Origin of the sequence: Nocardioides mangrovicus, assembly GCF_003674065.1 — a bacterium.
In the GTDB taxonomy this organism is placed as follows: Bacteria; Actinomycetota; Actinomycetes; order Propionibacteriales; family Nocardioidaceae; genus Marmoricola; species Marmoricola mangrovicus.
On record NZ_RDBE01000010.1, the window covers coordinates 877,167 to 900,153 of the forward strand.

A 22,987-nucleotide genomic window follows, 5' to 3' on the forward strand; every position below is an offset into this window, starting at 1 on the left:
TGGAGAAGATTTCTCCGCCGGCCCGGCTGTGAACCGAGTCCGCGCAGGTCAGGCCGTGTGGAGGGATATATCGGGCAGGTGTTCTCCACAGCGGCATCAACAGGCTGTGCACACTCCTGGCGGAGTGCTCCACCGGTCGCGGAGGTTGTCCACAACGGCCTGTGGATCACCGTGTGGCGCCGGCCCCCCGACGGCTCCTAACCTCGGCGCGGCGAAAGAGTCGGTGGGCTCGCCTAGCGTCCCTCACCGGTGGGGGTCACGACGGGTGTGAGGGGTTCGATGAGTCAGGTCGCGGAGTCGGGCACCGGGCTGGACGCCGGCTACGACGGTGGCTACCAGGGCGGCTACCAAGGTGGCTACGACGGCGGGTTCGAGGGCGGGGGCTTCGACGACGGCGGAGGCGGCGGCTTCGGTGGCGACGGCGGCCGCATGCCGCCGCAGGACCCCACCGCCGAGATGAGCGTGCTCGGCGCGATGATGCTGTCCAAGGACGCGATCGCCGACGTCGGCGAGCAGATCCGCGGCACCGACTTCTACCGTCCGGCGCACGAGACGATCTACGACGCCATCATCGAGCTGTTCGGCAAGGGCGAGCCGGCCGACCCGATCACCGTCTCGGCCGAGCTGCAGCGCCGTGGCGAGCTGGTCCGCATCGGCGGCGCGCCGTACCTGCACCAGCTCACCGCCGAGGTGCCGATCGCGGCCAACGCAGGCTTCTACGCCTCGATCGTGCGGGAGAAGTCGATCCTGCGGAAGCTGGTCGACGCCGGCACCCGGATCGCGCAGATGGGCTACGCCGGCGAGGGCGACGTCGACGACACCGTCGACCGCGCCCAGCAGGAGGTCTACGCGGTCACCGAGAAGCGCAGCTCGGAGGACTACGCGCCGTTGAGCGCGATCATGGCCGACACCCTCGACGAGATCGAGGCGATCTCGGCCCACGACGGCAGCCTGCGAGGCGTGCCCACCGGGTTCGTCGAGCTCGACGAGCTGGTCAACGGCTTCCAGGGCGGCCAGATGGTGATCGTGGCGGCTCGACCCGGTATGGGGAAGTCGACGATCGGTCTGGACTTCTGCCGCGCCGCCTCGATCAGCCACCAGATGACCACGGCGTTCTTCTCCCTGGAGATGTCGCGCAGCGAGATCACGATGCGGCTGCTCTCCGCCGAGGCCCGGGTGCCGCTGAACCACATGCGCAGCGGCGGCATGACCGAGGAGGACTGGAACAAGCTGGTGCCGAAGATGGGCCAGGTCTCGGGGGCGCCGATGTTCATCGACGACTCCCCGAACATGACGATGATGGAGATCCGGGCCAAGGCTCGGCGCCTCAAGGAGCGCCACGACCTCAAGCTGATGGTGGTCGACTACCTGCAGCTGATGACCAGCGGCAAGAAGGTCGAGTCGCGCCAGGTCGAGGTCTCGGAGTTCTCCCGGCAGATCAAGCTGCTGGCCAAGGAGCTCGACGTGCCGATCATCGCGCTCTCCCAGCTCAACCGTGGTCCCGAGCAACGCACCGACAAGCGGCCGATGATGAGCGACCTGCGTGAGTCCGGCAGCCTCGAGCAGGACGCCGACATCGTCATCCTGCTGCACCGCGAGGACGCCTACGAGGCCGAGTCCACCCGCCCCGGCGAGGCCGACATCATCGTGGCCAAGCACCGCAACGGCCCCACGCGCAACGTCACCGTGCTGTTCCAGGGTCACTACAGCCGCTTCGTCGACATGACCCACTGACGTCCCGTCCGCTGGGCTAGTCCAGTCGCCACCCGGTCCTCGGTTGACCGGACAAACCGGACACTCGCCCATACGCTCGATGGGCCGGAGAGTGCCGGAGGGGCGCTCGGGCGGAGGGAGCGTCGATGCCGTCGAGCACGGCCCGCCCGCCCCGTGCACCCTGGCTGCGAGGCGCGGCCACGCTCCTGGGCACGGTCATCGTGGTGCTGCTGGAGTTCGCCCTCCTCACCACCGTCTACCACTCCGGCGACGGGGCGCGAGAGCGGCAGCGGGCCTTCATCGCCGCCGACGCCGCCCTCTCGGCCTGGGCGCCCGGCGCGTCGACCGGGCCGGTGACAGCCGAGTTCGACCACCTCGAGGCCGTCGTCGGTCGCGACGGCGTCCACCACGACCAGACCGAGGCGCTGATCGCGGCGCAGAACAGCTGGCGCACCGACCCCTACGACACCACTGCCCAGCAGCGGCTGCAGCGGGCCAGCGACCGGCTCGGTCGCAGTCTGGCCGGCGACGTGCGGTTCGCCGACCGGCGGGCGGCCGCCATCCACGCCGCTCTGCTGGCGCTGGTCTCGGTCGGCTGGTTCTTGTGGTTTCGCCGGGTGGTGCGCCGTCACCGCGAGCTCGAGCACACGGTGACCCAGGCCCACGCCCAGATCCACGGCGAGCACCGCATGAGCGCCCTGGTGCGCAACAGCGCGGACATGATCACCGTGATCGAGTCCGACACGATGCTCTCCTTCGCCAGCTCTTCGATCCGCACCGTCACCGGGCACGACCCCGAGGCGATGGTCGGTCGCTCCTTCCTCGACGTCATCGCCGCCGAGGACCGCGAGCTCGTGACCTCGCTGCTGGCCGCCGCACGCCCCGGCGATCACCCGGTGACGCTGCACGCCACGCACACCGACGGCCGGGCGCTGCTGCTCGAGGGCACCTTGACCAACCTGCTCGCCGACGAGGCCGTCAACGGCTGGGTCTGCACGATGCGCGATGTCACCGAGCGGACCCGGCTGCAGGAGGAGCTCAGCCACCAGGCCCTGCACGACGCCCTGACCGGGCTGGCGAACCGCCGCCTCTTCACCGACCGGCTCTCGCACGCGCTGCGACGCCGCCGGCGCGAGGGCGACGTGGGATCGCTGGTGGTGCTGTTCCTCGACCTCGACGACTTCAAGATCGTCAACGACTCGCGCGGTCACCACGTGGGCGACGAGCTGCTCACCACCTTCGCCGAGCGCCTGCGCGCCACCACCCGTGGTGGCGACACCGTCGCGCGGTTCGGGGGCGATGAGTTCGCGGTGCTCATGGAGGACGTCGACGTGCTGGTGGCGCGGGAGGTGGCCGAGCGCATCGTGGCCGGCTTCGCCGAGCCGATCCTGGCCGGCCACCAGGAGATCCAGGTCGCCGCCAGCATCGGCCTGGCCGTCGCGGTGCCGGGGGAGGTGACCGGCGAGGACGTCATGCGCAACGCCGACGTCGCCATGTACTGGGCCAAGGACCGCGGCAAGGGGACCATCGCGGTCTACGACGCCGACCTCCACGCCGACGCCCTGGCCCGGCTCGAGCTGCAGAGCGAGCTGGCCCACGCGGTGGACCACGACGAGCTGCGGCTGCACTTCCAGCCCAACGTCGACCTCGAGAGCGGGCGGATCGTCGCGTTCGAGGCCCTGGTGCGCTGGCAGCACCCGACCCGCGGGCTGGTGCCGCCGGCGGCGTTCGTGCCGATCGCGGAGCAGTCCGGGCTCGACGTGCCGATGGGCTCCTGGGTGCTGCGCGAGGCCTGCCGCAGCGCCCAGGAGCACCTGAACGGCCCCGGCGAGCCGGTCGGCATCACCGTGAACGTCACCGCGCGCCAGATTGCCGACCCCGGTTTCGTCGAGCTGGTCACCGCCATCGTGGCCGAGACCGGGCTCGATCCGCGGCGCCTGGAGCTGGAGATCACCGAGAGCACGCTGCTGGCCGATCGCGAGGAGACCGTGCGGCGGCTCGGTGTGCTGCGCGAGCGGGGCATCTGGGTGGCGGTCGACGACTTCGGCACCGGCTACAGCTCGCTGTCCTACCTCTCCGACCTGCCCGTCGACGTCCTCAAGATCGACAAGTCCTTCGTCGACCAGATCACGCTGGACGGCGGCCCGCTGGTGGACGCGATCGTCAGCCTGGCCGGGAGCCTGCGGCTGCTGCCGGTCGCCGAGGGCGTCGAGACCGCTGAGCAGGCGTGGCGGCTACGCCGGGCCGGTTGCCGGATCGGGCAGGGCTTCTTGTGGTCCAAGCCGGTGCCGCTGGCCGAGGCCACCGAGCTGCTGCAGAACGAGCTGACGCTGCCGCTGTTCCACGCGCTGAGCCACGAGGCGACCCGGCCCGTCACGGTCGCCTGAGCCGCACCGGTCAGCGGCACAGCCGCTGGTCGATCCAGGCCGCGGCCCCGGCCACCGGCAGGCGGCCCGACCGCAGGTCGCGGACGAACACGATCGCGGCCTCGGTGAGCTGGCCGTCCGGTGAGGACGTGGCGTCGCCGCTGTGCTCCATCAGCCACCGGGTCGCCGTGACGCCGAGCAGCTGGCAGGCCCGGGCGACGCCGCAGAAGTGGCGCACCTGGCCGGCGCTGCCGTCGTCGTAGACGGCACGGAAGCCACGCCCGCGCACCAGGTTGCGGCCACCGCGGGCGAGGTCGAGCACCCCCAGCGGCAGCGGCCTGACGCCCGCACCGCCGCGCGCCAGCCGCCGCAGGAACACGTGCGGCGCCGGGTCGCCGGCGGCGCACCGCTCGGCCAGACCCACCAGGCCCGAGCAGGCGTCGGCGGGCAGCGCCATCAGGAGAACCCGAGTAGGAAGCGCTTGAGCAGCGGGCCGGCGGTGCCCGAGCCGGACGCCCCGTCCTCGACAAAGACCGCGACCGCCAGGTCGCCGTGGATCGCGACCATCCAGGCGTGGGTGGGCAGCGAGCCGCCGGCCTTCGCCGTGCCGTACTCAGCCGTGCCGGTCTTGGCCAGCACCGGCGCGCCCGGCACGGTGGCCAGCAGCTTGCCGCTTCCCTCGGTGACCACCGCGCGCATCAGCGAGCGCAGCGAGGACGCCTCGGCGGCGGTGAGCGGGTGCGACGGCGAGGCCTGGGCCGTGTGCCCCTCGATCAGGCTCGGCACCACGGCGGCGCCCTTCTGCACCGACGCGGCCACCGTCGCCATCGCCATCGGCGAGGCCAGCACCTTGCCCTGGCCGATGAGGTCGGCCGCCCCCTCGGTCTGCGAGCCGGCCGCCGGGGCCTGCCCGAAGTACGCGGGGAACCCGAGGTCGTGGTCGACGCCGAGGCCCAGCGCCGCCGCCGCGTCGGTGAGCGCCGAGCCCTGCAGCCGTGCCCGCTGGGAGATCACCGCGGTGTTGCAGGAGTTGGCGATGGCCTCGCGGAACGGGATCCGGCCCAGCGCGGAGGCGGGGTAGTCGTCGTAGTTCTTGAAGGTCTTGCCGTCGACCACCAGCGTCGGCGAGCAGTCGACGGTGGTGCTCGGCGTGACGCCGGAGCGGAGCAGGGCCAGGCTGCTGACCACCTTGAACGTCGAGCCCGGGGCGTAGCGGCCGTAGGTGGCGATGTTCTGGCCCTGGGCCGACGGGCTGCTCGCCGCGGCCACGATCGCGCCCGTGGAGGGGCGGATCGCGACCAGCGCGCTGGGGGAGGACTGGCCGGCCACGACCGAGTCGGCCAGCTGCTGGGCGTTGACGTCGAGGGTGAGCCGCAGCGGCTTGCCGGCCGTCGGTTCCGTGCGGAAGAGCTGCGTCGCGGTGCCCTGGCCGTCGACCGCGGCGATCTTGACGCCCGGCGTGCCGCGCAGCTGGTCGTCGTAGCGCGCCTGTAGGCCCGAGAGTCCCACCTGGTCGGTGGCGCTGAGCGTGCCGCCGGCCTTCTTGACCATCTCGGCCGTGGGCTGCCCGACGGTGCCGAGCAGCTGCGCGGCGAACGCCTTGGTCGGCGCGAGCGGCTGCACCGCGGCGAGCTTCCGGGCACCCGGGATGGCTGTGACCTGCGGTGTGCCCGGCTCGTCGGCAGCGTTGCGACGGAAGGTGATCGCCTCCACGAACGCCTTGGCACTGGCCTGCTGCACCCGCTTGGCGTAGCCGGCTGCGTCGATGCCGACCAGCCGCGCCAGCGCCTGCGCCGAGGTGACCGCGGCGTCGCCGCTGACCAGCGTCTTGTCGATGCCGATGCGGTCGACGGCCCGGTTGGTGACGATGCGGCGGTCGCCGGCGCCGAGGATGTCACCGCGCTGGGCCAGCAGAGTCGTGGCGCGCAGGGTGGAGTCGGACCCCAGCTGCGCAGCCACCAGCTTCGGGCTCCACACCGGTCGCCAGGTGTCGCCGCGCTTGGTCAGGTCCAGGCTCGAGCGCACCACCCAGTTCCGCCCCGGCGTCTGCCAGGTCCAGATGAGGTCACCGCTGGCGTGGTCGCCGTCGGCCTCGACCCCGGCCGCCCGGACGGTGGCGCGGACGCCGTCCATCCCGGCCACGATGCGCTTCAGCCGCGCCTGCGCGGTGGCCGCGGTGGTGCCCGCGAACTCGATCGAGGAAACGTCCTCGCGACCCAGGGCGGTGGCCAGCCGGTCGGCGGCGCCGGTGGGTTTGGGCCCGCCCGACAGGCTGCACCCTGCGCACAGCAGCAGCAGGACGAGAGCGGTTCCGAGAGCGCGTCGCACGCCTCGATCCTGCCGGACCACCCCAGCCATCTGCGGTCACGGTGGCGTCGAATAATGGAGGAACCCCGTGAACGAGGAGACCCATGACAACCCTGACTGACTTCACCGCCCACCGGCTCACCGGCGAGGAGGAGTCGCTCAGCGCCTACTCCGGCAAGGTGGCGCTGGTGGTCAACACCGCCTCCAAGTGCGGCTTCACCCCCCAGTTCGAGGGTCTGGAGAAGCTCTACGAGAACTACGCCGACGACGGCCTCGTGGTGCTCGGCTTCCCGTGCAACCAGTTCGGCGAGCAGGACCCGGGCGACGCCGAGGAGATCGGCTCCTTCTGCCAGAAGAACTACGGCGTCACCTTCCCGATGTTCGAGAAGATCGACGTCAACGGCGACGACGCCCACCCGCTGTACAAGTGGCTGCGCTCGGAGAAGTCCGGGCTGCTCGGCGAGAAGATCAAGTGGAACTTCACCAAGTTCCTCATCGGCAAGGACGGCAAGGTCATCAAGCGCTACGGCTCGACCACCAAGCCGGAGAAGATCTCCGGCGACATCGAGAAGGCGCTCAAGGCCTGAGACGCTGCGGTCATGGAGATCGCCGAGGCCCTGGACTTCGTCCGCGGTCAGCGCCAGGTGGTGCTGGTGACGCTGCGACGCAACGCTCGCCCGCAGCTGTCCAACGTGCTCGCCCACGTGGGCGACGACGGCGTCCTGCGCATCTCGATCACCGAGAGCCGCGCGAAGTACAAGAACCTGGTGCGCGAGCCGTGGGGCGCCGTGCACGCCACCTCCGACGACCGCTGGTCGTGGGTGGTGGTGGAGGGCGACGTGACGCTGAGCGACGTCGTCCGCGACCCCCACGACGACGCTGCCGAGGAGCTGGTGCGGCTCTACCGCGACCTGGCCGGCGAGCACCCCGACTGGGAGGAGTACCGCGCCTCGCTGGTCGCCGAGGGCCGGGTCGTCGTGCGGCTGAGGCCGGACCACGCCTACGGACAGCTGCCGCAGGGCAGATGAGCTACGACCCGGAGCTGGCCGAGCGCGTGCGCGCGCTGCTGCCAGCCGGGGCCTGGGTGGAGAAGCCGATGTTCGGCGGACTGGGGTTCATGCTCGAGGACCGGCTGCTGCTCAGCGCCTCCCACACCGGCGGCCTGCTGCTGCGGCTCGACCCGGCCGAGGTCGACGACCTGCTGGACCCGCCGCAGGTGGACCGGATGACGATGGGCGGGCGCCGTTCGCGTCGCTGGGTGAGCGTGGCCGGCGGCCGGGTGGCCGACGACGCCTCGCTGCGGGTCTGGCTGGACCTGGCGCTGCGCGCCGACTGAGGCTGCACCCCGCCTCGCCGTCACGTCGTCTCCTGCTGCTCACCTGAGCGCCACGTCGGCGTCGCCGGGTGCGGTTGGCATGGGCGGGCACCTGCTCGCTCTCGGGAGGACGTACCCATGCCTGACATCTCTCGTCGCCACCTGCTCACCAGCGGCGCCGCCATCGCCGGCGGCGTCGTCGGTGGCTCGCTGCTACCGCCCCATCTGGCCGCGGCGGTGGCCGCCGAGCCGCGGCGAGGCTCGATCCGCGACATCAAGCACGTCGTGGTGCTGATGCAGGAGAACCGCTCGTTCGATCACTACTTCGGCACGCTCGCCGGCGTCCGCGGCTTCTCCGACCCCGACGCGATCACCCTGCCCACCGGGCGCTCGGTCTTCTACCAGCCGACGACGAGCAACCCCGACGGCTACCTCCTGCCCTGGCACCTGGACACCAAGACCACCAGCGCGCAGGCGATCCCCTCGACCAGCCACGCCTGGGCGGTGCAGCACCAGTCGATCAACAACGGCGCCAACGACAGCTGGATGCCTGCCCACCTGGCCGCCGACGGCGCAGCGCACGGGCCGTACACGATGAGCTACTACGAGCGCGACGACATCCCGTTCCACTTCGCGCTGGCCCAGAACTTCACCGTCTGCGACGGCTACCACTGCTCGCTCCTCGGCCCGACGTGGCCGAACCGGATGTACCTGATGACCGGCATGATCGACCCCCGGGGCACCGGCGGCGGCCCGATCATCTCCAACGTCGTGCCGACCCCGGCGTACTCGTGGACGACCTACCCCGAACGGCTCGAAGCGGCCGGGGTGAGCTGGCAGGTCTACCAGGAGGAGGACGACTACGGCACGAACGTGCTGGAGTTCTTCCAGAGCTTCCAGGACGCGCGCCCCGGCTCGGGCCTCTACGAGCGCGGTCTGACGATCTCCCAGCCGGGCCGGTTCGAGGCCGACTGCGCGCGCGGCACGCTGCCGACCGTCTCGTGGATCGTGCCGACCTCGGGCAAGTCCGAGCACCCGGCCTACCTGCCGGCGTCCGGCGCGAACTTCATCGCCTCCAAGCTCGAGGCGGTCGCGGCGAACCGGGAGCTGTGGAACTCGACGCTGTTCATCCTCAACTACGACGAGAACGACGGGCTGTTCGACCACGTCGTGCCGCCGCTGCCGCCGGCCGGCACGCCGGACGAGTTCGTCGGCGGGCTGCCGATCGGCGGCGGCGTCCGCGTGCCCTGCATCCTCATCTCGCCGTGGACGGTCGGCGGCTGGGTGGCGACCGAGAACTTCGACCACACCTCCGTGCTCCAGCTGCTCGAGCAGGTCACCGGCGTCCAGGAGACCAACATCTCGCAGTGGCGACGCCAGACCTTCGGCGACTTCACCTCCGCGCTGGGCATGGGCGGTGGCCGTCGGCGCACTCCGCCCCCGGTGCCCGACACGATCCACCGGTTCTGGGAGGCCGAGTACGAGGTCGAGACCCTGCCGGCGCCGACGGTGCCGGGGGCCGACCAGACGCCGCCCGTACAGGAGCCGCGCCGCCACCCCGTCCCGCGCGTCGGCACCGAGGCAACGCCAAGACGTCAGGGCCATCACGCGCTGCCCGGCTCGGTGAGCCGGCTGACCGAGAACCGCACCACCCACCGCGCCGACTTCCCCGACGGCACCGCGGGCACCCAGTTCCCCGGCGAGCTGGAGCAGCGGGTCGACAAGGCGCTCGCGGCCACCGGGACGTACGCGTGGGTCACGATGGTCTGCGCCGGCGGCGTGGCCGCCATCGACACCGAGACCTACCAGTGGACCTCGGCGAAGGTCTCCGAGACCAACCCCTACGGCATCGCGGCCACGCCCGACGGCTCGAAGCTCTACGTCAGCCAGTCGGGCACCAACCTGGTCTCCGCCTTCGACGTCGCCGCGCTGCGGACCGCGACCGCCAAGGTGGCCGGCACCTCGATCGTCGTCGGCGTCTACCCGCACGGCGTGGTGGCCTCCCCGGACGGTGCGCGGGTCTACGTCGCGAACACCGGCCCCGACAACGGCGGCGCGGCCGCCTCGGAGACGGTCTCGGTGATCGAGGTCGCCAGCGACACCGTGGTGGGGGAGATCGTCGTGGGCTCGGCGCCGCAGGTCGTCGCGGTCAGTCCGAGCTCGCGGCTGCTGTGGGCGACCTGCTCCGAGGGCCTGTACGTGGCCGACACCACCACGCGCCGGAGCCGGCTGGTGACGCGGGCCTGCTCGCAGGCGCACGGCGTGGCGGCGTCGCCCGACGGCAGAGCCGTCTACGTCGCCGACACCACCCGCGACCGGGTGCTGGTCGTCGACGGCGCGGGTCGGTCGGTCATCGGGCACGTGCGCGTGGGGAGGGGACCGTGGGCGGTCGCGTTCACCACCGACGGTGCGCGGGCCTACGTCACCAACGCCAACGACGACACGGTCTCGGTGATCGACACCAGGTCGCGGCGCGTCGTCGACACCGTCTCGGTGGGCAGGATCCCCACCGGGATCAGCTGCCACGGCTCGCAGATGTGGGTGACCGGCAACGTGTCCAGCACGGTCTCGGTCATCGAGACGACCAGCAACACGGTGATCGAGTCGATCCCGCTCGGGATCAGCGCCGAGCCGGTCACGGCCGCCTTCGCCTGAGCCCTGCGGCCTACGGCTGCTCGGGGATCTGGGCCGCGAAGCCGGCGATGAGCATGTCGACGCCGAAGGAGAACCGCTCGTCGCTGGTGCCCGACGTCATGACCGGCAGCGCCCGGGCGAGGTAGGGGTACCGGTCGGCCGGCATCGCCCCCATGTCGTGCTGGACCGAGGCGACGAAGTCGGCGTCGACCTCCGCCACGGGACGGCCGCGGGCGTCGTGGGAGAACCGCTGCTGCATGATCCAGCCCTCGAAAGCGTCGGCTCCGACGTAGAGGCTGAGGATGTCCAGCGCCCAGGCGGCCACCCGGTCGGGCACGCCCGCCTCGATCATGGCGCGGAGCAGCCGCTCGCTGCCGGCGAGCACCTTCTCCCCGGTGGGGATGTGGGCGAAGCTGAGCCGCGCGACGTCGGCGTGGCGCTGGTAGGCCGAGCGGACGTTGTGGGCGAACCCGCGGACGACGTCCTGCCAGGCGTCGGCGGTCGGGACCTCCATCTCGTCGATGACGCGGTCGAGCACGAGCCGCAGCAGCTCGTCCTTGTCGCGCACGTGCGCGTAGAGACTGGCCGGCCCGGTGTCGAACTCCGCGGCCACCCGCCGCATGGAGACCGCCTCGGTGCCCTCGGTGTCGACGATGCGCAGCGCGACGTCGACCATCGCCTGCTTCGACAGCGGTCGGCGCCGCGCCCGCTTGGCCGCCTTGGCGCGGACCCGATCCACCTTGCCCATGCTCATCGCCGCCCATCCTAGTTGACACGAACGGTGTTCGTGCGTAGAACAGCGTTCGTCCATAATGACGAACAGTGTTCGGGAGCAGCCATGACCACCACCGCCCCTGCGGCCACCACCGCCTACGCCCTGCGCTGGCCCGCCCTCTTCGTGGTGCTCGCCGCCGAGGTGATGGACCTCCTCGACGCGCTGATCACCTCGATCGCCGGGCCGACGATCGTCCGCGACCTCGGCGGCGGCCAGACGCTGATCCAGTGGCTCGCCGCCGGCTACACGATCGCCATGGCCAGCGGGCTGCTGATCGGGGGACGGCTGGGCGACATCTACGGCCGCAAGCGGATGTTCATGATCGGCATGGCGGGCTTCACGCTGATGTCGCTGGCCTGCGCACTCGCCCAGAGCCCGGAGATGCTGATCGCCTTCCGGGTGCTGCAGGGGCTGATCGGCGCGGTGATGCTGCCCCAGGGTCTCGGGCTGATCAAGGAGATGTTCCCGCCCGAGGAGATCGCCGGTGCCTTCGGCGCCTTCGGACCGGTGATGGGCCTCTCCGCGGTCGGTGGTCCGATCCTGGCCGGCTGGCTGGTCGACGCCGATCTCTTCGGCTGGCAGTGGCGCACCATCTTCGCCATCAACGTCCCCATCGGCGTGATCGCGCTGCTGGCCGCGGTGCGGATCCTGCCGGCGTCCAGGCCGAACCGCGACCTGCACGTCGAGCTCACCAGTGCCGCGATTGCGTCGGGCTCGATGTTCTGCCTCATCTACCCCCTCATCCAGGGCCGCGAGCTCGGCTGGCCGGCGTGGAGCTACGTGATGATCGCCGCCGGTCTGCTGGGCTTCGGGCTGCTCGCCCTCGTCGAGCGGGCCCGTGACCGGGCCGGCAAGGTCACGCTGATCACGCCGTCGCTGTTCACCAAGCGCGCCTTCACCACCGGCCTGGTCACCGGCATGGCCTTTTTCGGCGCGCTGATGGGCATGAGCATCGTGTTCACGCTGTTCGTGCAGCTGGGACTGGGCTTCACCCCGCTGCACGCCGGCCTGGCCGGGATCTCCCAGGCCGCCGGGATGGTGGTTGGGTTCGTGGCGTCGCAGCCGCTCAACGCCAGGCTGGGCGGGCGGCGGCTCATGCACGTCGGCGAGGTGATCACGATCGCCGGGCTGGCCGGGTTCGTCTGGACGCTGCACCTGGCCGGTGACGGCGTCGGCGCCTGGGACCTGCAGCCGTCGCTGGCCGTCGTCGGCCTGGGCATGGGTCTGACGATGGCGCCGTTCTTCGACCTGGTGCTGGCCGGCGTGGAGGACCACGAGTCCGGCTCGGCCTCCGGCGTGATGACGGCCGTGCAGCAGCTCGGCGGCGCGTTCGGCATCGCGGTGCTCGGCACGTTGTTCTTCCACGTCCTGACCGCCGCCGACGCCACCTCGCGGATCGCGGTCTTCCGCGACGCAGCGGGCGCGGCGATGTGGCTGGCCGCCGGACTCCTGGTCGTCGGGTTCGGGCTCACTTTCTTCCTGCCCGCGCGGGCACGCGAGGACGCCGTCGCGCACTAGGTTCAAGGCCATGAGATTCACAGCGGAGCTGCTCGCCACCGGCGGCACCACCACGGGCTCCGAGGTCCCCGAGCAGGTGGTCGAGGACCTCGCCGCCGGGAAGCGACCCAAGGTCGTCGTCACCCTCGGCGGACACACCTGGCGCTCCTCGATCGCCTCGATGGGCGGCCGCATGATGCTCGGCGTGTCCGCGGCCAACCGCGAGGCGGCCGGGGTCGAGGCCGGGCAGTCCTACGAGGTCGACGTCGAGCTGGACGACGCCCCGGGCACGGTCGAGGTGCCGGCCGCGCTGGCCGAGGCGCTCGCGGCCGACCCGGCGGCGCAGGCTGCGTGGGACCGGCTCAGCTACAGCGCCCAGCGCGGTCAGGCCGAGCCGATCGCCGCCGCGAAGGGCGAGGACACCCGCGCCCGGCGCGTCGCCAAGACCCTCGAGGGGCTGCGGTCGTGAGCGTCCGCCCGGCCACTCCCGAGGACGTCGCCCGCATCGTGGAGCTGGTGCGCGACCTGGCCGCCTACGAGCGCGAGCCGGAGCAGGCCGTGGCCACCGAGACCGACTTCCACCGCGCGCTCTTCGGCGAGGCGCCCGCGGCGTTCGCGCACGTGGCGGAGGTCGACGGCGAGGTGATGGGCATCGCGGTGTGGTTCTTGACCTTCTCCACCTGGACCGGCACCCACGGCATCTGGCTGGAGGACCTCTTCGTCGACCCGGCCCACCGCGGCTCCGGGCTCGGCCGCGAGCTGCTCGCCACCCTGGCCAGGACGTGCGTCGAGCGCGACTACCAGCGGCTGGAGTGGACGGTGCTGGACTGGAACGAACCCTCGATCGGCTTCTACCGCAGCCTCGGAGCGGTCGGCCTGGAGGAGTGGACCACCCACCGGCTCGACGGCGAGGCGCTGCGGCAGCTGGGGTCGTGAGCGACGCCGAGCGGCTCGGTCTCGACGCCGTCGACTGGCTGCTCGTCCACGAGGAGCCCGACGATCCGACGCTCTACAGCGGCACCGCGGGTGTCGTGCTGACGCTGCTCGAGGCGCACCACCACACCGGGGAGCAGCGGTACGCCGACGAGGCCGAGCGACGCGTCGACGGACTGTCGGGGCTCGACGGTGGGTCGCTGTACTTCGGACAAGCCGGTGGGGCGCTGGTCCAGCACGCGGTGCGACGCGACCCCTTAGCCGCACTCGCCGCGGTGCGTGCGGCGTTCGACGGCGAGCGCTTCGAGCACTGGCTGGACCTCCTGCTCGGCAACGCCGGCGTCGCGCTCACCGCGCTGGCGCTGGGCGATCACCAGCTCGCGATCGACGTGCTGGCGCCGCTGCCGGAGCTGGCCGAGCCGACGTCGGCCGGCGTCATCTGGCAGACGCGGGCCGGGCGCGAGGCACGGCTGCACCACGTCTCCCACGGCACGCTCGGCGTCGTCATGGCCCTGGTCGCGGTGGGCGCGGCCTGCGGCCGCGCCGACCTCGTCGAGCTCGGGCTGGCCGGTGCGGCGGACGTCGTGGCCCGCGACGAAGCCGGCCCGACCGGCTTCCTGGTGCCCCACTCGGACCCGCAGAACCTGCCCGACCGGGTCGAGCGCTACAGCTTCGGGTGGTGCCACGGTCCGGTGGGCGATGCGCAGGCGTTCCGGCTGCTCGCCGCCGCCACCGGCGACGCCGCATGGAGCACCCTGGCCGAGCGGTGCTGGACGAGCGTGCTCGGATCGGGCCTCCCGCAGCGACTGCGGCCGGGGTTCTGGGACAACAGCGGCCGCTGCTGCGGCACCGCCGGGGTGCTCGCGCTGGCCTCCGACCGCCGGGCCGAGCTCGACGACGACCCGACCTTCGGCCGGCTCCTGGTGGCCGACCTCGAGCGGCGCGCCGTCCGGACGTCCGCCGGCGTGTGCTGGCGCAACACCGAGCACACCGCCGCCCAGCCGCTGCTGCCGTCCCGGTCGGGCTGGGCGATGGGCAACGCCGGGATCGCCCGGGAGCTGCTGCGGTGGACCCGGGTCGAGGCGGGTGGGGACCCGCGGTATGCGGTGGCGCTGCCGGATCAGCCGGTGGTCGGGGACGGTTCCCCCGCCTAGGCGGGGAAACCGTCCTCCGGATCGTCACGAATCGGGACACCACAGGGCGGTTTCCTCCACTCGGGTGATTGGCTGGTCCGGTTGGTCGGCCGTGGCAGTGGCAGTGGCACCCGGTTTCACCGGCCGGCGGGTGAAACCGGGGGACGAACCCGGAGGAACCACCCCGCGAACGTCCGGATTCGCGCGCCCGTGGCCCTGAATGACCCGGTTCTGGATGACCCGGTTCTGGATGACCCGGTTCTGGACGAGCTAGTTCCGCCGCGCGATCTCGGCGTTCAGGGCGGTGGCGAAGCTGTTCCAGGCCAGGTAGGGCGCCACCAGATGGTGCGCGGTCGGGTCGACCTCGCGCAGTCGGCGCAGCAGGTCGGCGGTCGAGGCGTCCAGGGCGAGGATCTCGGCGAGGGCGAGCCGGGGTCGCTCGGCGGTGAAGAACAGCCAGCACCAGCCGGCGTTGAGCGCCATGTTCGTCCACAGAGCCCGCTCGATCCCGCGTACCTGTGCGGCCGTGCCTCGTTCCATCGCGCGCGCGGTGCCGTAGGCCGTCAACGCGTACAGCGCCGTCCACACCGGGCCGAACACCGCGTTCGGCGGATTCCAGCGCGGCTTGTCCAGCGCCCGGTACCACCGCGAGGTCGGCCGGACGCCCAGTCCGCCTACGACGGCCCCGAGCACCACCGGCACCACGTTGCGTCGCAGGCTCATCGCTCGGCCCCGCCCTTGTCGGGCGACGTCTCCTCGATCCCGATCTGCTCGCACACCCAGCGCCACATCCGCGCGACGTCGCCGGGCCGGCTGCGCGTGGTGGGCGAGAAGTGGGGCGGTCGCCGGCGGCGGTCGTGCCACAGGCTGCCGCCCGGCGGTGCCGGGTCGACCGCGCTGAGCCAGACGGTGGTGTCGGCGCCGCCCTCGGCGTCGCGCAGCAGCGGCCGGGTGAGCCGCCGGAAGCCGGGTAGCGAGTCGGCCACGCCGGGGGTGTCGGCCCACCCCGGGTGCGTCGCCCAGACCGAGGCCTCCCAGCGCCGGTCCAGGATCGACAAGAGCTCGACCTGGGCGCGCTTGCTGCGGGCGTAGGCGGTGGTGGGGGAGTAGCGGCCGGTGAGGTACTCGGGGTCGTCGGCCCGCAGCCGTTGGGCGTACATGCCGCCCGAGGTCACCAGCACCACCCGCTCGCGGGGCCGCAGCAGCTCGCTCATCAGCACCGGGCCGAGCACGTGCACCGCCATCGCCAGCTCGTGGCCCTGCTGCGACTCGGTGCGTGAGGGCGGCATCACCCCGGCGTTGTGCACGAGCACGTCCAGCGGCGACTCGAACGAGGCGGCGAACCGGCGCACGTCGTCGAGGTCGCCGACGTCGCAGCGGTGCACCTCGACCACCGCCGTCGGCACCTCGGTGACGATCCGCGCCACCACCGGCCTGGCCTTCTCGGGGTTGCGCACCACCAGGTGCAGCTGCGCGCCGAGGCGTGCCAGGCCCAGCGCGGTGGCGGCACCCAGTCCCGACGAGGCGCCGGTGACGGCGACGTGGCGGCCCAGCAGCGCCTGCGGTGCCGGGTCGGCGGGCCAGCCGGGCAGGTGGGAGCGGACGCCGAGGCCGAGGCGCGTGAAGCCCAGGACGACGCTGCGGTCCAGCGCCGTGTCGACCAGGGCGGACGCCGCCCTCACCGCGAGGCCGCCTGGTAGCGGTCCAGCGCCTTCGTGCGCTCCTCGGCGTGGTCGACGATGCGCTGGGGGTAGTCGTGGTCGTAGCCGTCGTCGTGCTCCCACGGCTCGTGCGCGGCCTTGCCGGCCAGGTGCGCGAGCTCGGGCACCCAGCGACGCACGTACTCGCCCTGGGGGTCGAACTTCTTGCCCTGGGTGATCGGGTTGAAGACCCGGAAGTACGGCGCCGCGTCGGTGCCGGTGCCGGCGGTCCACTGCCAGCCGTGGTTGTTGGAGGCCAGGTCGCCGTCGAGCAGGTGGTCCAGGAAGTGGCGGGCCCCGACGGGCCACCACACGTGCAGGTCCTTGGCCAGGAAGCTGGCGGTGATCATGCGGACCCGGTTGTGCATCCAGCCGGTGGCCAGCAGCTGCCGCATCCCGGCGTCGACGATGGGGTAGCCGGTGCGGCCCTCGCGCCACGCCTCGACCGCCTGCGCCGACTCGTCGTAGCGCATCGAGCCGAGCTCGGCGCGGTAGTCGTGCCAGGCGGAGTCGGGGCGGTGCCAGAGCACGTCGGCGTAGAAGTCGCGCCAGCACAGCTCGGTGGCGTAGCTGGCGGCGCCCGTGCCGCGGCGTCCGTCGAGGTCGGCCAGCATGGTCCGCGGGTGGATCGCACCGACCTTGAGGTAGGGGGAGAGGAACGAGGTGCCGTCGACGGCGGGCTTGTCGCGGTCGCCGTCGTAGTCGGCCAGTGGGCCGTCGAGGAAGTCGTGCCACCGCTTCAGCGCCGCCTTCTCCCCGGCGTCGGGCAACTGCTCGGGCCCCTCGCGCAGCGCCTTGTCGATCATCGCCGCCACGCGCTTGTCGTCCTCGGCGTCGGCCAGGTGCAGGCCGGTGGGGTCGGCGGCGGGCTCGCGCCAGCCGTGGTCGTGCCAGGCCCGCGAGAACGGGGTGAACACCTGGTAGGGCGAGCCGTCCTTCTTGCGCACCCGCCCCGGCGTCACGGCGTAGGGGGAGCCGGTCTCGACCCAGCCGATGCCCTCGGCATCGAGCCGCTCCTGCACCGCGCGGTCGCGCGAGCGGCCGTAGGGGAAGGGCTCGGCCGAGACGTGCACGGCGTCGACGCCCAGTTCCTTCGCCAGTCGTGGGATCAGGGTGCGCGGGTCGCCGTGGCGCAGTGAGACCTTGCCGCCGTAGGCCTCCTGGACGGCGCGCAGGTTGGCCGCGGTCCACGCCGTGCGCACGGCGCCGGCGCTGCCCCAGATCGCGGGGTCCACGACGAACACGACGTGCACCTGACCGCCCTCGGTGCCGGCGGCTGCGCCCAGGGCCGGGAGATCGTGTCGTCGCAGGTCACGGCGCAGCCAGAGGAGGGAGGGCACGGATTCAACGTAATCCTTGTCAAAGGTTCGTGGAAGGTCCATCCTCTCGGCATGGACCAGACGGCCGAGCGACCCCTGCGCATCGGGGCCCTGGCCGAGCGCACCGGCACCACCACCCACCTGCTGCGGGTGTGGGAGGAGCGCTACCAGCTGCTGTCCCCGCACCGCTCGGCCAGCGGCTACCGGCTCTACGGGCCCGAGGACGAGCGCCGCGTGCGCGACATGGTGGCGTTGCGCTCGCAGGGCGTGGCTGCCGCACAGGCCGCCGACCGCGTCCTGCAGGGCGCGCTGGCCCGCGCCCGCCCGGCCAGCCTGGAGCACCTGCGCGAGGACCTCATGGTGGCCTTCGCCGCCTACGACGACGCGGGCGCGCACGAGGTGGTCGACCGGGCCATCTCGGGCCACGCCATGGAGCAGGTCATCGACCGGCTGTTCTTCCCGGTGCTGCGCCACCTCGGCGACGCCTGGGAGGCCGGCACCATCACGGTCGCGCAGGAGCACTACGCCAGCGGCATGATCCGGGGCCGGATGCTGGCCATGGCCCCCGGGCAGCACGCCGGTCTGCACGCCGGCGCGACGGGTCCTTCGGCCGTGCTCGCCTGCACCGCGCACGAGCGGCACGACATCGGGCTCCTCGCGCTGAACCTGCTGCTGCGTCGCAACGGCTGGCGGGTGACGTTCCTGGGCGCCGACACCCCGGTGGTCGACGCCGTGACCATGGCCGACGACCTGCCGGCCGACGTCCTGGTCCTGTGCGGCACCGAGCCCTACATGTACGCCGCCCAGCTCGAGCAGCACGACATCGCGCTGCGCACCCGGCGGCGCACCGTACGGCTGGCGCTGGGCGGCAGGGCGGCCAGTGCGGAGCTGGCGGCCGAGCACGGTGCGGAGCTGCTCCCGCTCGACCCGGGTGAGGCCGCCGCGCAGCTCGAGGCCGCGCGCGTCTCACGCGGGCACTGACGAGGTGTGCGGGGCCGCGCTCCGGTCGTAGAGTGGGCGGCTCTCACCCCATCCGTGACCACCCCGGGAGCAGCCCGATGCCGAGCGTCGCCGACGTCGAGCAGGCGTTACGCGTCGCCGATGCACTCCCGTCCGGCGAGGAGCAGGTCGCTGCCTCCGAGCGCGCGCTCTCGCTGGCCACCGCGGTGGAGGGGGCCGACCCCGCCCGCGCCTGGGGGCTGGAGGTGCAGGCGCGCATCAACCTGGTCGCCGCCTACGACGCCGCCCTGCCGGGCGAGCGCGAGCTGCCGCACATCGCGTGGCTACTGAGCGCGCTGGGCGAGTCGACCGGGGGCCGCGAGGACCGCGTGCTCAGCGAACGGCAGCGCTTCGAGATCTTGTGGGAGAGCCGGTTCGCGCTGGTGCGCACCCGGCGCAGCTCGCGCATCCCGCTCAGTGTGGTGCGCCGCATCCACGGCGATGTCGAGCGGCGCTACCGCGCCGAGGGCGTCTCGCCGCACCTCTACGCCAAGCACCGCGCGCTCTTGGCCCGCGACGTCGACTCCCCCGAGGTGCTCGAGCGGTGGCTGAGGGTGTGGCGGGAGAGTCCGCGCGACGAGCTGTCGGACTGCGAGGCCTGCGACATCGCCGCCGAGGCGCGCTTCGTGGCCGACTCCGGCGACCTCGAGGGTGCCCTGGCCCGGGCCTCGGAGCTGGTGGAGGGTCGGCGGGCCTGCGACGACCAGCCGGCCCGGCTCCTCGGCCAGGCCGCCGACTGGGCCGCGCGCCTGGGGCGCGTCGACGCCGCCGAGGCCTACCACCGCACCGGCTGGCTGATGGTTGCCGGCCACCCCGGTCAGGTCTCGGCGATGGCCGACCACGTGATGTACCTGATGCGCGCCAACCGGCCCGGCCGCGGCGTTCGGCTCGCGCTGGAGCTGGTGCCGCTGCTCACTGGCCGTGCGGCCGACCGGATCGACGACGTCGACCGGATGCGGGGCAGCGCGGTCGTCGCGCGGGCCCTGCGCGCCGGGCGCGGCCACCAGCTCGCCCCGGCGGTCGTGGCCGGCCTGCCGCTGGACACCGCCATCGCCAACTTCGACGCCGTCGCGCGCGAGCTGGCCGCCTGCTTCGACGAGCGCAACGACAACCGCCGTACCAGCCAGCGGCTGGCGGCGCTCACCCGGATCTCCCCCTACCGCCACCTGGCCTCGGTCGAGACGCGCGCCTCCGACCTGCTCGAGGTGGCGCTCGAGGCGCCGCCGCAGCCCGCACCGGCGTCGTCGGTGCCGCTGCCGGGCAGCGCGCTGGGCTACGCCGCCGAGCTGCTGGCCGCCAGCGACGCCTTCGACGCCGCGCGCGTCGTCGACCTGGTCAACGGCTGGGCCGCGCACCGCGAGGAGCTGCTGCCCGTCGACGACCCGCTGGAGCACTTCTCGGTGGCCTACCTGGACCGGCGGGCGCTGGCGTCGGATCGGGCGCAACTCGACGACGCGTTCGCCGATGCCTTGCTGGCCAACGCCGCCGAGTCCGCGCGGCTCTCGGGCAGCCAGCCGGCCGTCCAGCGCGTCGAGGTGGAGATCATGCACCGAGCCGCGCTGGCCGGCGACGAGACGGCCTGGCGTCGCGCCGAGAAGCTGGTCTCCGAGCTGGCGGCCGTCGGTGAGCTGCGCGAGGCGGCGGCGGGGCTGATGACGCTGAGCCGCAACCCCGACCCGAAGCGCGGGATGGCCTACGCGCTGCGAGCCTCCGACCTCTTCGCCCGCGGCGGCCACGAGCGCTGGCAGGTCACCGCGCTGCAGGCCGCCGGGTACGCCGGCATCTGGGCGGCGCCCGACCTCGCCGCCGATCTGCTGCGCAAGGCCCGGGCCATGGCCGTCCAGCAGGCGCTGCCCTCGCTCGTCGTCGCCGTGACCGCCACGTTGGCCAAGCTGGCCTGGCAGCGCGGCGACCTCGACGCCGCGGTCGCCGGCTACCGCGAGGCCGTCGCGGAGTCCGCGGAGGTGGGCGTCACCGACCCGGCCGGGCTCCGCTCGGAGCTGTGCGACGTGCTGTTGCAGGCCGGCGACTGGGAGGCCCTGGTCGACGAGGCCCACTCGCTGCTCGACCGGCTGGCCCCGGACGACGTACTGCGGCGGGCCCTGGCCCACCGCGTGCTCGGCCTGGGTCTGCTGGAGACGGGCAACGCCGCCGAGGCGGCCGAGGTGCTGGCCCCGGCCGTCGTCGCGCTCGAGCGGGCCGGCGACCCGCTGGTCGCCGTCACCGCCTGGACGCTGGGCCGCGCCCTGCTGGCCGCCGGGCGCGCCGACCTCGCGGTGGAGCACTTCGAGACCGCCGCCGGCGGCTTCCGCGCCCAGCGACGGCTCGCCGACTCCGCCGCGGCCCACGAGGCGGCCGGCGCCGCCCTGGCCCAGGCCTCGCTGGGACGACCCGGCCAGGCCGGTCCCACCGCCACCAGCACCGCCACCAGCACCCGCGCGGCCGAGCACCTGGTGGCGGCGGCGCGCACCGCCCGCGCGGTGGGCGACGTCCACCGCATGGTCTCGGCGCTGCGTCAGCTGGCCGGCGTCCAGGCCACGGCCGGACGCGTCAACGAGGCACTGGCCACGCTCGGCTCGGTCATCCCGGAGGCCCGGTCGGTGCCGGTGCCCGACGATCCGCCGCCCGGCCTGTCGACCGCACCGCTGGCGGAGGAGAGGCTGCGCGGCCGGCTGGAGCACCAGGCCGCGCTCGTGCTCATCGACGGCGGCCGGGGCGAGGAGGCGGTCCCGCTGCTGAGCGACGCCGTGACGCTGCTGGGCGACCACGGCGACGCCGAGGAGGCGGCCGCCGCCCGGGCCGCCTGGCAGCGGCTGACCGGTCGCGTGTGGACAGAGAACGACCGTTCACGCGAAGATCGCCGCAGGTCGTCCTCCCACGGGAAAGAGTCGAGGTAGATGAGCTCCGAGAAGCCCGCGCTGGCGCAGGTGCCGATCTTCGACACGCTCTCCGACGCCGAGGTCCGTGCCATCGCCAAGGCCGGCACGGAGGTCACCGCGCCCGCGAACTGGTCGCTGATCTCGGAGAAGACGCCGGCCGACAAGGCCTACATCATCCTCGAGGGCGAAGTCTCCGTGCGCCACGGCAAGGAGGAGATCGCGCGCCTGGGGCCGGGCAACATCGTCGGCGAGACCGCGATCGTGCGGCACAAGCTGCGCAACGCCTCGGTCGTCACGCTGGCCCCCACCACCGCCCTGCACTTCACCCGCGAGGCCGTGGAGAAGCTGGTCGCCGACATCCCGACCTTCCGCGAGGCGCTGGAGAGCGCCGCCTCGGGTCGCAGCGGTGGCGGCGGTGGAGGCGGTGGCGGCACCGCCTCCTGACCCCGGCGAGCTGCTCGAGGCGGTCGAGGCGCTCCTGCTCGGCGGTCCGCCGGAGCTGACGCGGGCGCAGGTGGCCGAGCGGGCCGGCGTCGAGCTGGCCACCGCCACCTCGCTGTGGCACCTGCTCGGGTTCCCGGAGTCGGCCGACGACGAACCGGTCTTCACCGAGGCCGACGTGACCGCGCTGCGCCAGGCCGCGCAGCTCATCGACGCCGGCATCCTCGACGAGCAGTCCCAGAACGCGCTGGTGCGCACCTGGGGCCGCAGCTTCGCGCGGCTGGCCGAATGGCAGGTGCGGCTGCTGGCCGGCATCGCCGTCGATGCCGAGGACCCCGGTCGCCGGCTCGAGGAGCTCGCGCTCGACGTCGTACCGGTGGTCGAGGAGCTGCAGGCCTACATCTGGCGCCGCCACCAGTTGGCGGCGACGACCCGGCTCCTGATGCGCCCGGCCGCCGACGCCGAGCGACTGGCCGTCGGGTTCGTCGACATCGTCGGCTACACCAGCCGCAGCAAGACGATGGAGGACGGCGAGCTGGTCGACCTGGTCGAGCACTTCGAGGACGTCGCCACCAGCGCGACCACCGACCACGGCGGCCGGATCGTCAAGACGATCGGCGACGAGGTGCTCTTCGTCGCCGACGACCCGGCCGCGGCCGCCGAGCTGGCACTGGACCTGGTCGGTCGCTCGGAGGCCGACGAGGCGTTCCCGCAGGTGCGTGCCGGAGTGGCCTACGGGGCGGTGGTGGAGCGGCTGGGCGACGTGTTCGGCCCCACCGTCAACATCGCCTCGCGGCTGACGAGCGTGGCGCGGCCGGGCTCGGTCCTGGTCGACCAGGGCATGCACGAGGTGTTGGAGGGCGAGGCCTACCAGCTGCATCGCACGCGCCGGGTCTCGGTCAAGGGTTATCGCCACCTCGAGCCGTGGCGGCTGCGCGCCCGCGACCGATGAGTTCGGGGCTCGCGAACTGTCGGT

At 72.9% G+C, this 22,987-nt stretch carries 20 protein-coding genes; 14 read left to right on the plus strand and 6 right to left on the minus strand.

Going from position 1 to position 22,987, the window contains the following annotated elements:
• Positions 1-429: 429 nt before the first annotated feature.
• Both dnaB and D9V37_RS18755 read left to right on the plus strand, forming a co-directional pair.
• Positions 430-1,734, plus strand: coding sequence for a replicative DNA helicase (gene dnaB / locus D9V37_RS18750; RefSeq protein WP_198412683.1), 1,305 nt, complete (start codon positions 430-432; stop codon positions 1,732-1,734).
• Between the two features lie 125 nt (positions 1,735-1,859).
• On the plus strand, positions 1,860-4,100 hold the full coding sequence (locus D9V37_RS18755) for a putative bifunctional diguanylate cyclase/phosphodiesterase (RefSeq protein WP_121807624.1): 2,241 nt from the start codon (positions 1,860-1,862) through the stop codon (positions 4,098-4,100).
• A gap of 10 nt (positions 4,101-4,110) precedes the next feature.
• Here the strand turns inward: D9V37_RS18755 and D9V37_RS18760 are convergent, their stop codons facing one another.
• Positions 4,111-4,536 carry a hypothetical protein gene (locus D9V37_RS18760; protein ID WP_121807625.1) on the minus strand — a complete coding sequence of 142 codons (426 nt, stop codon included), beginning with the start codon at positions 4,534-4,536 and terminating at the stop codon, positions 4,111-4,113.
• Complete coding sequence (locus tag D9V37_RS18765; RefSeq protein ID WP_121807626.1) at positions 4,536-6,407, minus strand: penicillin-binding transpeptidase domain-containing protein; 1,872 nt, start codon at positions 6,405-6,407, stop codon at positions 4,536-4,538. The genes D9V37_RS18760 and D9V37_RS18765 overlap by 1 nt, the downstream gene beginning before the upstream one ends.
• A gap of 83 nt (positions 6,408-6,490) precedes the next feature.
• Here D9V37_RS18765 and D9V37_RS18770 point away from each other — a divergent pair, with 83 nt between their 5' ends.
• The 4 genes from D9V37_RS18770 to D9V37_RS18785 all read left to right on the plus strand — a co-directional run bounded on the left by D9V37_RS18770 (position 6,491) and on the right by D9V37_RS18785 (position 10,356).
• Positions 6,491-6,973 (plus strand): glutathione peroxidase, encoded by a 483-nt coding sequence (locus D9V37_RS18770; protein WP_121807627.1) that lies wholly within the window; start codon positions 6,491-6,493, stop codon positions 6,971-6,973.
• 12 nt (positions 6,974-6,985) lie between these two features.
• The gene (locus D9V37_RS18775) at positions 6,986-7,414 is read left to right on the plus strand and encodes a PPOX class F420-dependent oxidoreductase (RefSeq protein ID WP_121807628.1); all 429 of its coding nucleotides are present in this window, start codon (positions 6,986-6,988) and stop codon (positions 7,412-7,414) included.
• The gene (locus D9V37_RS18780) at positions 7,411-7,722 is read left to right on the plus strand and encodes a TfoX/Sxy family protein (protein ID WP_121807629.1); all 312 of its coding nucleotides are present in this window, start codon (positions 7,411-7,413) and stop codon (positions 7,720-7,722) included. Before D9V37_RS18775 ends, D9V37_RS18780 begins: the two co-directional genes overlap by 4 nt.
• 117 nt (positions 7,723-7,839) lie before the next feature.
• Positions 7,840-10,356, plus strand: a complete 2,517-nt coding sequence (locus D9V37_RS18785; protein WP_121807630.1) for an alkaline phosphatase family protein — start codon at positions 7,840-7,842, stop codon at positions 10,354-10,356.
• Between the two features lie 10 nt (positions 10,357-10,366).
• On the opposite strand, the gene D9V37_RS18790 is transcribed toward D9V37_RS18785, so the two are convergent.
• Positions 10,367-11,089: a TetR/AcrR family transcriptional regulator gene (locus tag D9V37_RS18790; protein WP_158604521.1), complete on the minus strand. Its 723-nt coding sequence runs from the start codon at positions 11,087-11,089 to the stop codon at positions 10,367-10,369.
• Between the two features lie 84 nt (positions 11,090-11,173).
• On the opposite strand from D9V37_RS18790, the gene D9V37_RS18795 reads away from it, so the two are divergent.
• From D9V37_RS18795 to D9V37_RS18810, 4 genes are read left to right on the plus strand one after another with little or no spacing between them, the layout of a single operon-like run.
• On the plus strand, positions 11,174-12,628 hold the full coding sequence (locus D9V37_RS18795; RefSeq protein WP_121807632.1) for an MFS transporter: 1,455 nt from the start codon (positions 11,174-11,176) through the stop codon (positions 12,626-12,628).
• 10 nt (positions 12,629-12,638) lie between these two features.
• Positions 12,639-13,076 carry a YdeI/OmpD-associated family protein gene (locus D9V37_RS18800; protein ID WP_121807633.1) on the plus strand — a complete coding sequence of 146 codons (438 nt, stop codon included), beginning with the start codon at positions 12,639-12,641 and terminating at the stop codon, positions 13,074-13,076.
• The gene (locus D9V37_RS18805; protein WP_121807634.1) at positions 13,073-13,543 is read left to right on the plus strand and encodes a GNAT family N-acetyltransferase; all 471 of its coding nucleotides are present in this window, start codon (positions 13,073-13,075) and stop codon (positions 13,541-13,543) included. Before D9V37_RS18800 ends, D9V37_RS18805 begins: the two co-directional genes overlap by 4 nt.
• On the plus strand, positions 13,540-14,694 hold the full coding sequence (locus tag D9V37_RS18810; RefSeq protein WP_198412645.1) for a lanthionine synthetase LanC family protein: 1,155 nt from the start codon (positions 13,540-13,542) through the stop codon (positions 14,692-14,694). Before D9V37_RS18805 ends, D9V37_RS18810 begins: the two co-directional genes overlap by 4 nt.
• 249 nt (positions 14,695-14,943) lie before the next feature.
• Here the strand turns inward: D9V37_RS18810 and D9V37_RS18815 are convergent, their stop codons facing one another.
• Genes D9V37_RS18815 through D9V37_RS18825 form a run of 3 tightly spaced genes read right to left on the minus strand, consistent with a single transcriptional unit; the run spans position 14,944 to position 17,713 of the window.
• Positions 14,944-15,396 (minus strand): TspO/MBR family protein, encoded by a 453-nt coding sequence (locus tag D9V37_RS18815; protein ID WP_121807636.1) that lies wholly within the window; start codon positions 15,394-15,396, stop codon positions 14,944-14,946.
• Positions 15,393-16,355 carry an SDR family NAD(P)-dependent oxidoreductase gene (locus tag D9V37_RS18820; RefSeq protein WP_121807637.1) on the minus strand — a complete coding sequence of 321 codons (963 nt, stop codon included), beginning with the start codon at positions 16,353-16,355 and terminating at the stop codon, positions 15,393-15,395. Before D9V37_RS18820 ends, D9V37_RS18815 begins: the two co-directional genes overlap by 4 nt.
• Complete coding sequence (locus D9V37_RS18825) at positions 16,352-17,713, minus strand: cryptochrome/photolyase family protein (RefSeq protein ID WP_232525010.1); 1,362 nt, start codon at positions 17,711-17,713, stop codon at positions 16,352-16,354. The genes D9V37_RS18820 and D9V37_RS18825 overlap by 4 nt, the downstream gene beginning before the upstream one ends.
• 51 nt (positions 17,714-17,764) lie before the next feature.
• On the opposite strand from D9V37_RS18825, the gene D9V37_RS18830 reads away from it, so the two are divergent.
• From D9V37_RS18830 to D9V37_RS18845, 4 genes are all read left to right on the plus strand, one after another.
• On the plus strand, positions 17,765-18,673 hold the full coding sequence (locus tag D9V37_RS18830; protein WP_121807639.1) for a MerR family transcriptional regulator: 909 nt from the start codon (positions 17,765-17,767) through the stop codon (positions 18,671-18,673).
• 77 nt (positions 18,674-18,750) lie between these two features.
• A complete protein-coding gene (locus D9V37_RS18835; protein ID WP_121807640.1) occupies positions 18,751-21,588 on the plus strand; it encodes a hypothetical protein in 2,838 nt (945 codons plus the stop codon).
• Positions 21,589-22,014 (plus strand): Crp/Fnr family transcriptional regulator, encoded by a 426-nt coding sequence (locus D9V37_RS18840; RefSeq protein WP_121807641.1) that lies wholly within the window; start codon positions 21,589-21,591, stop codon positions 22,012-22,014. It begins immediately after the preceding gene.
• Positions 21,977-22,963 (plus strand): adenylate/guanylate cyclase domain-containing protein, encoded by a 987-nt coding sequence (locus tag D9V37_RS18845; protein WP_232525011.1) that lies wholly within the window; start codon positions 21,977-21,979, stop codon positions 22,961-22,963. The genes D9V37_RS18840 and D9V37_RS18845 overlap by 38 nt, the downstream gene beginning before the upstream one ends.
• Positions 22,964-22,987 lie beyond the last annotated feature (24 nt).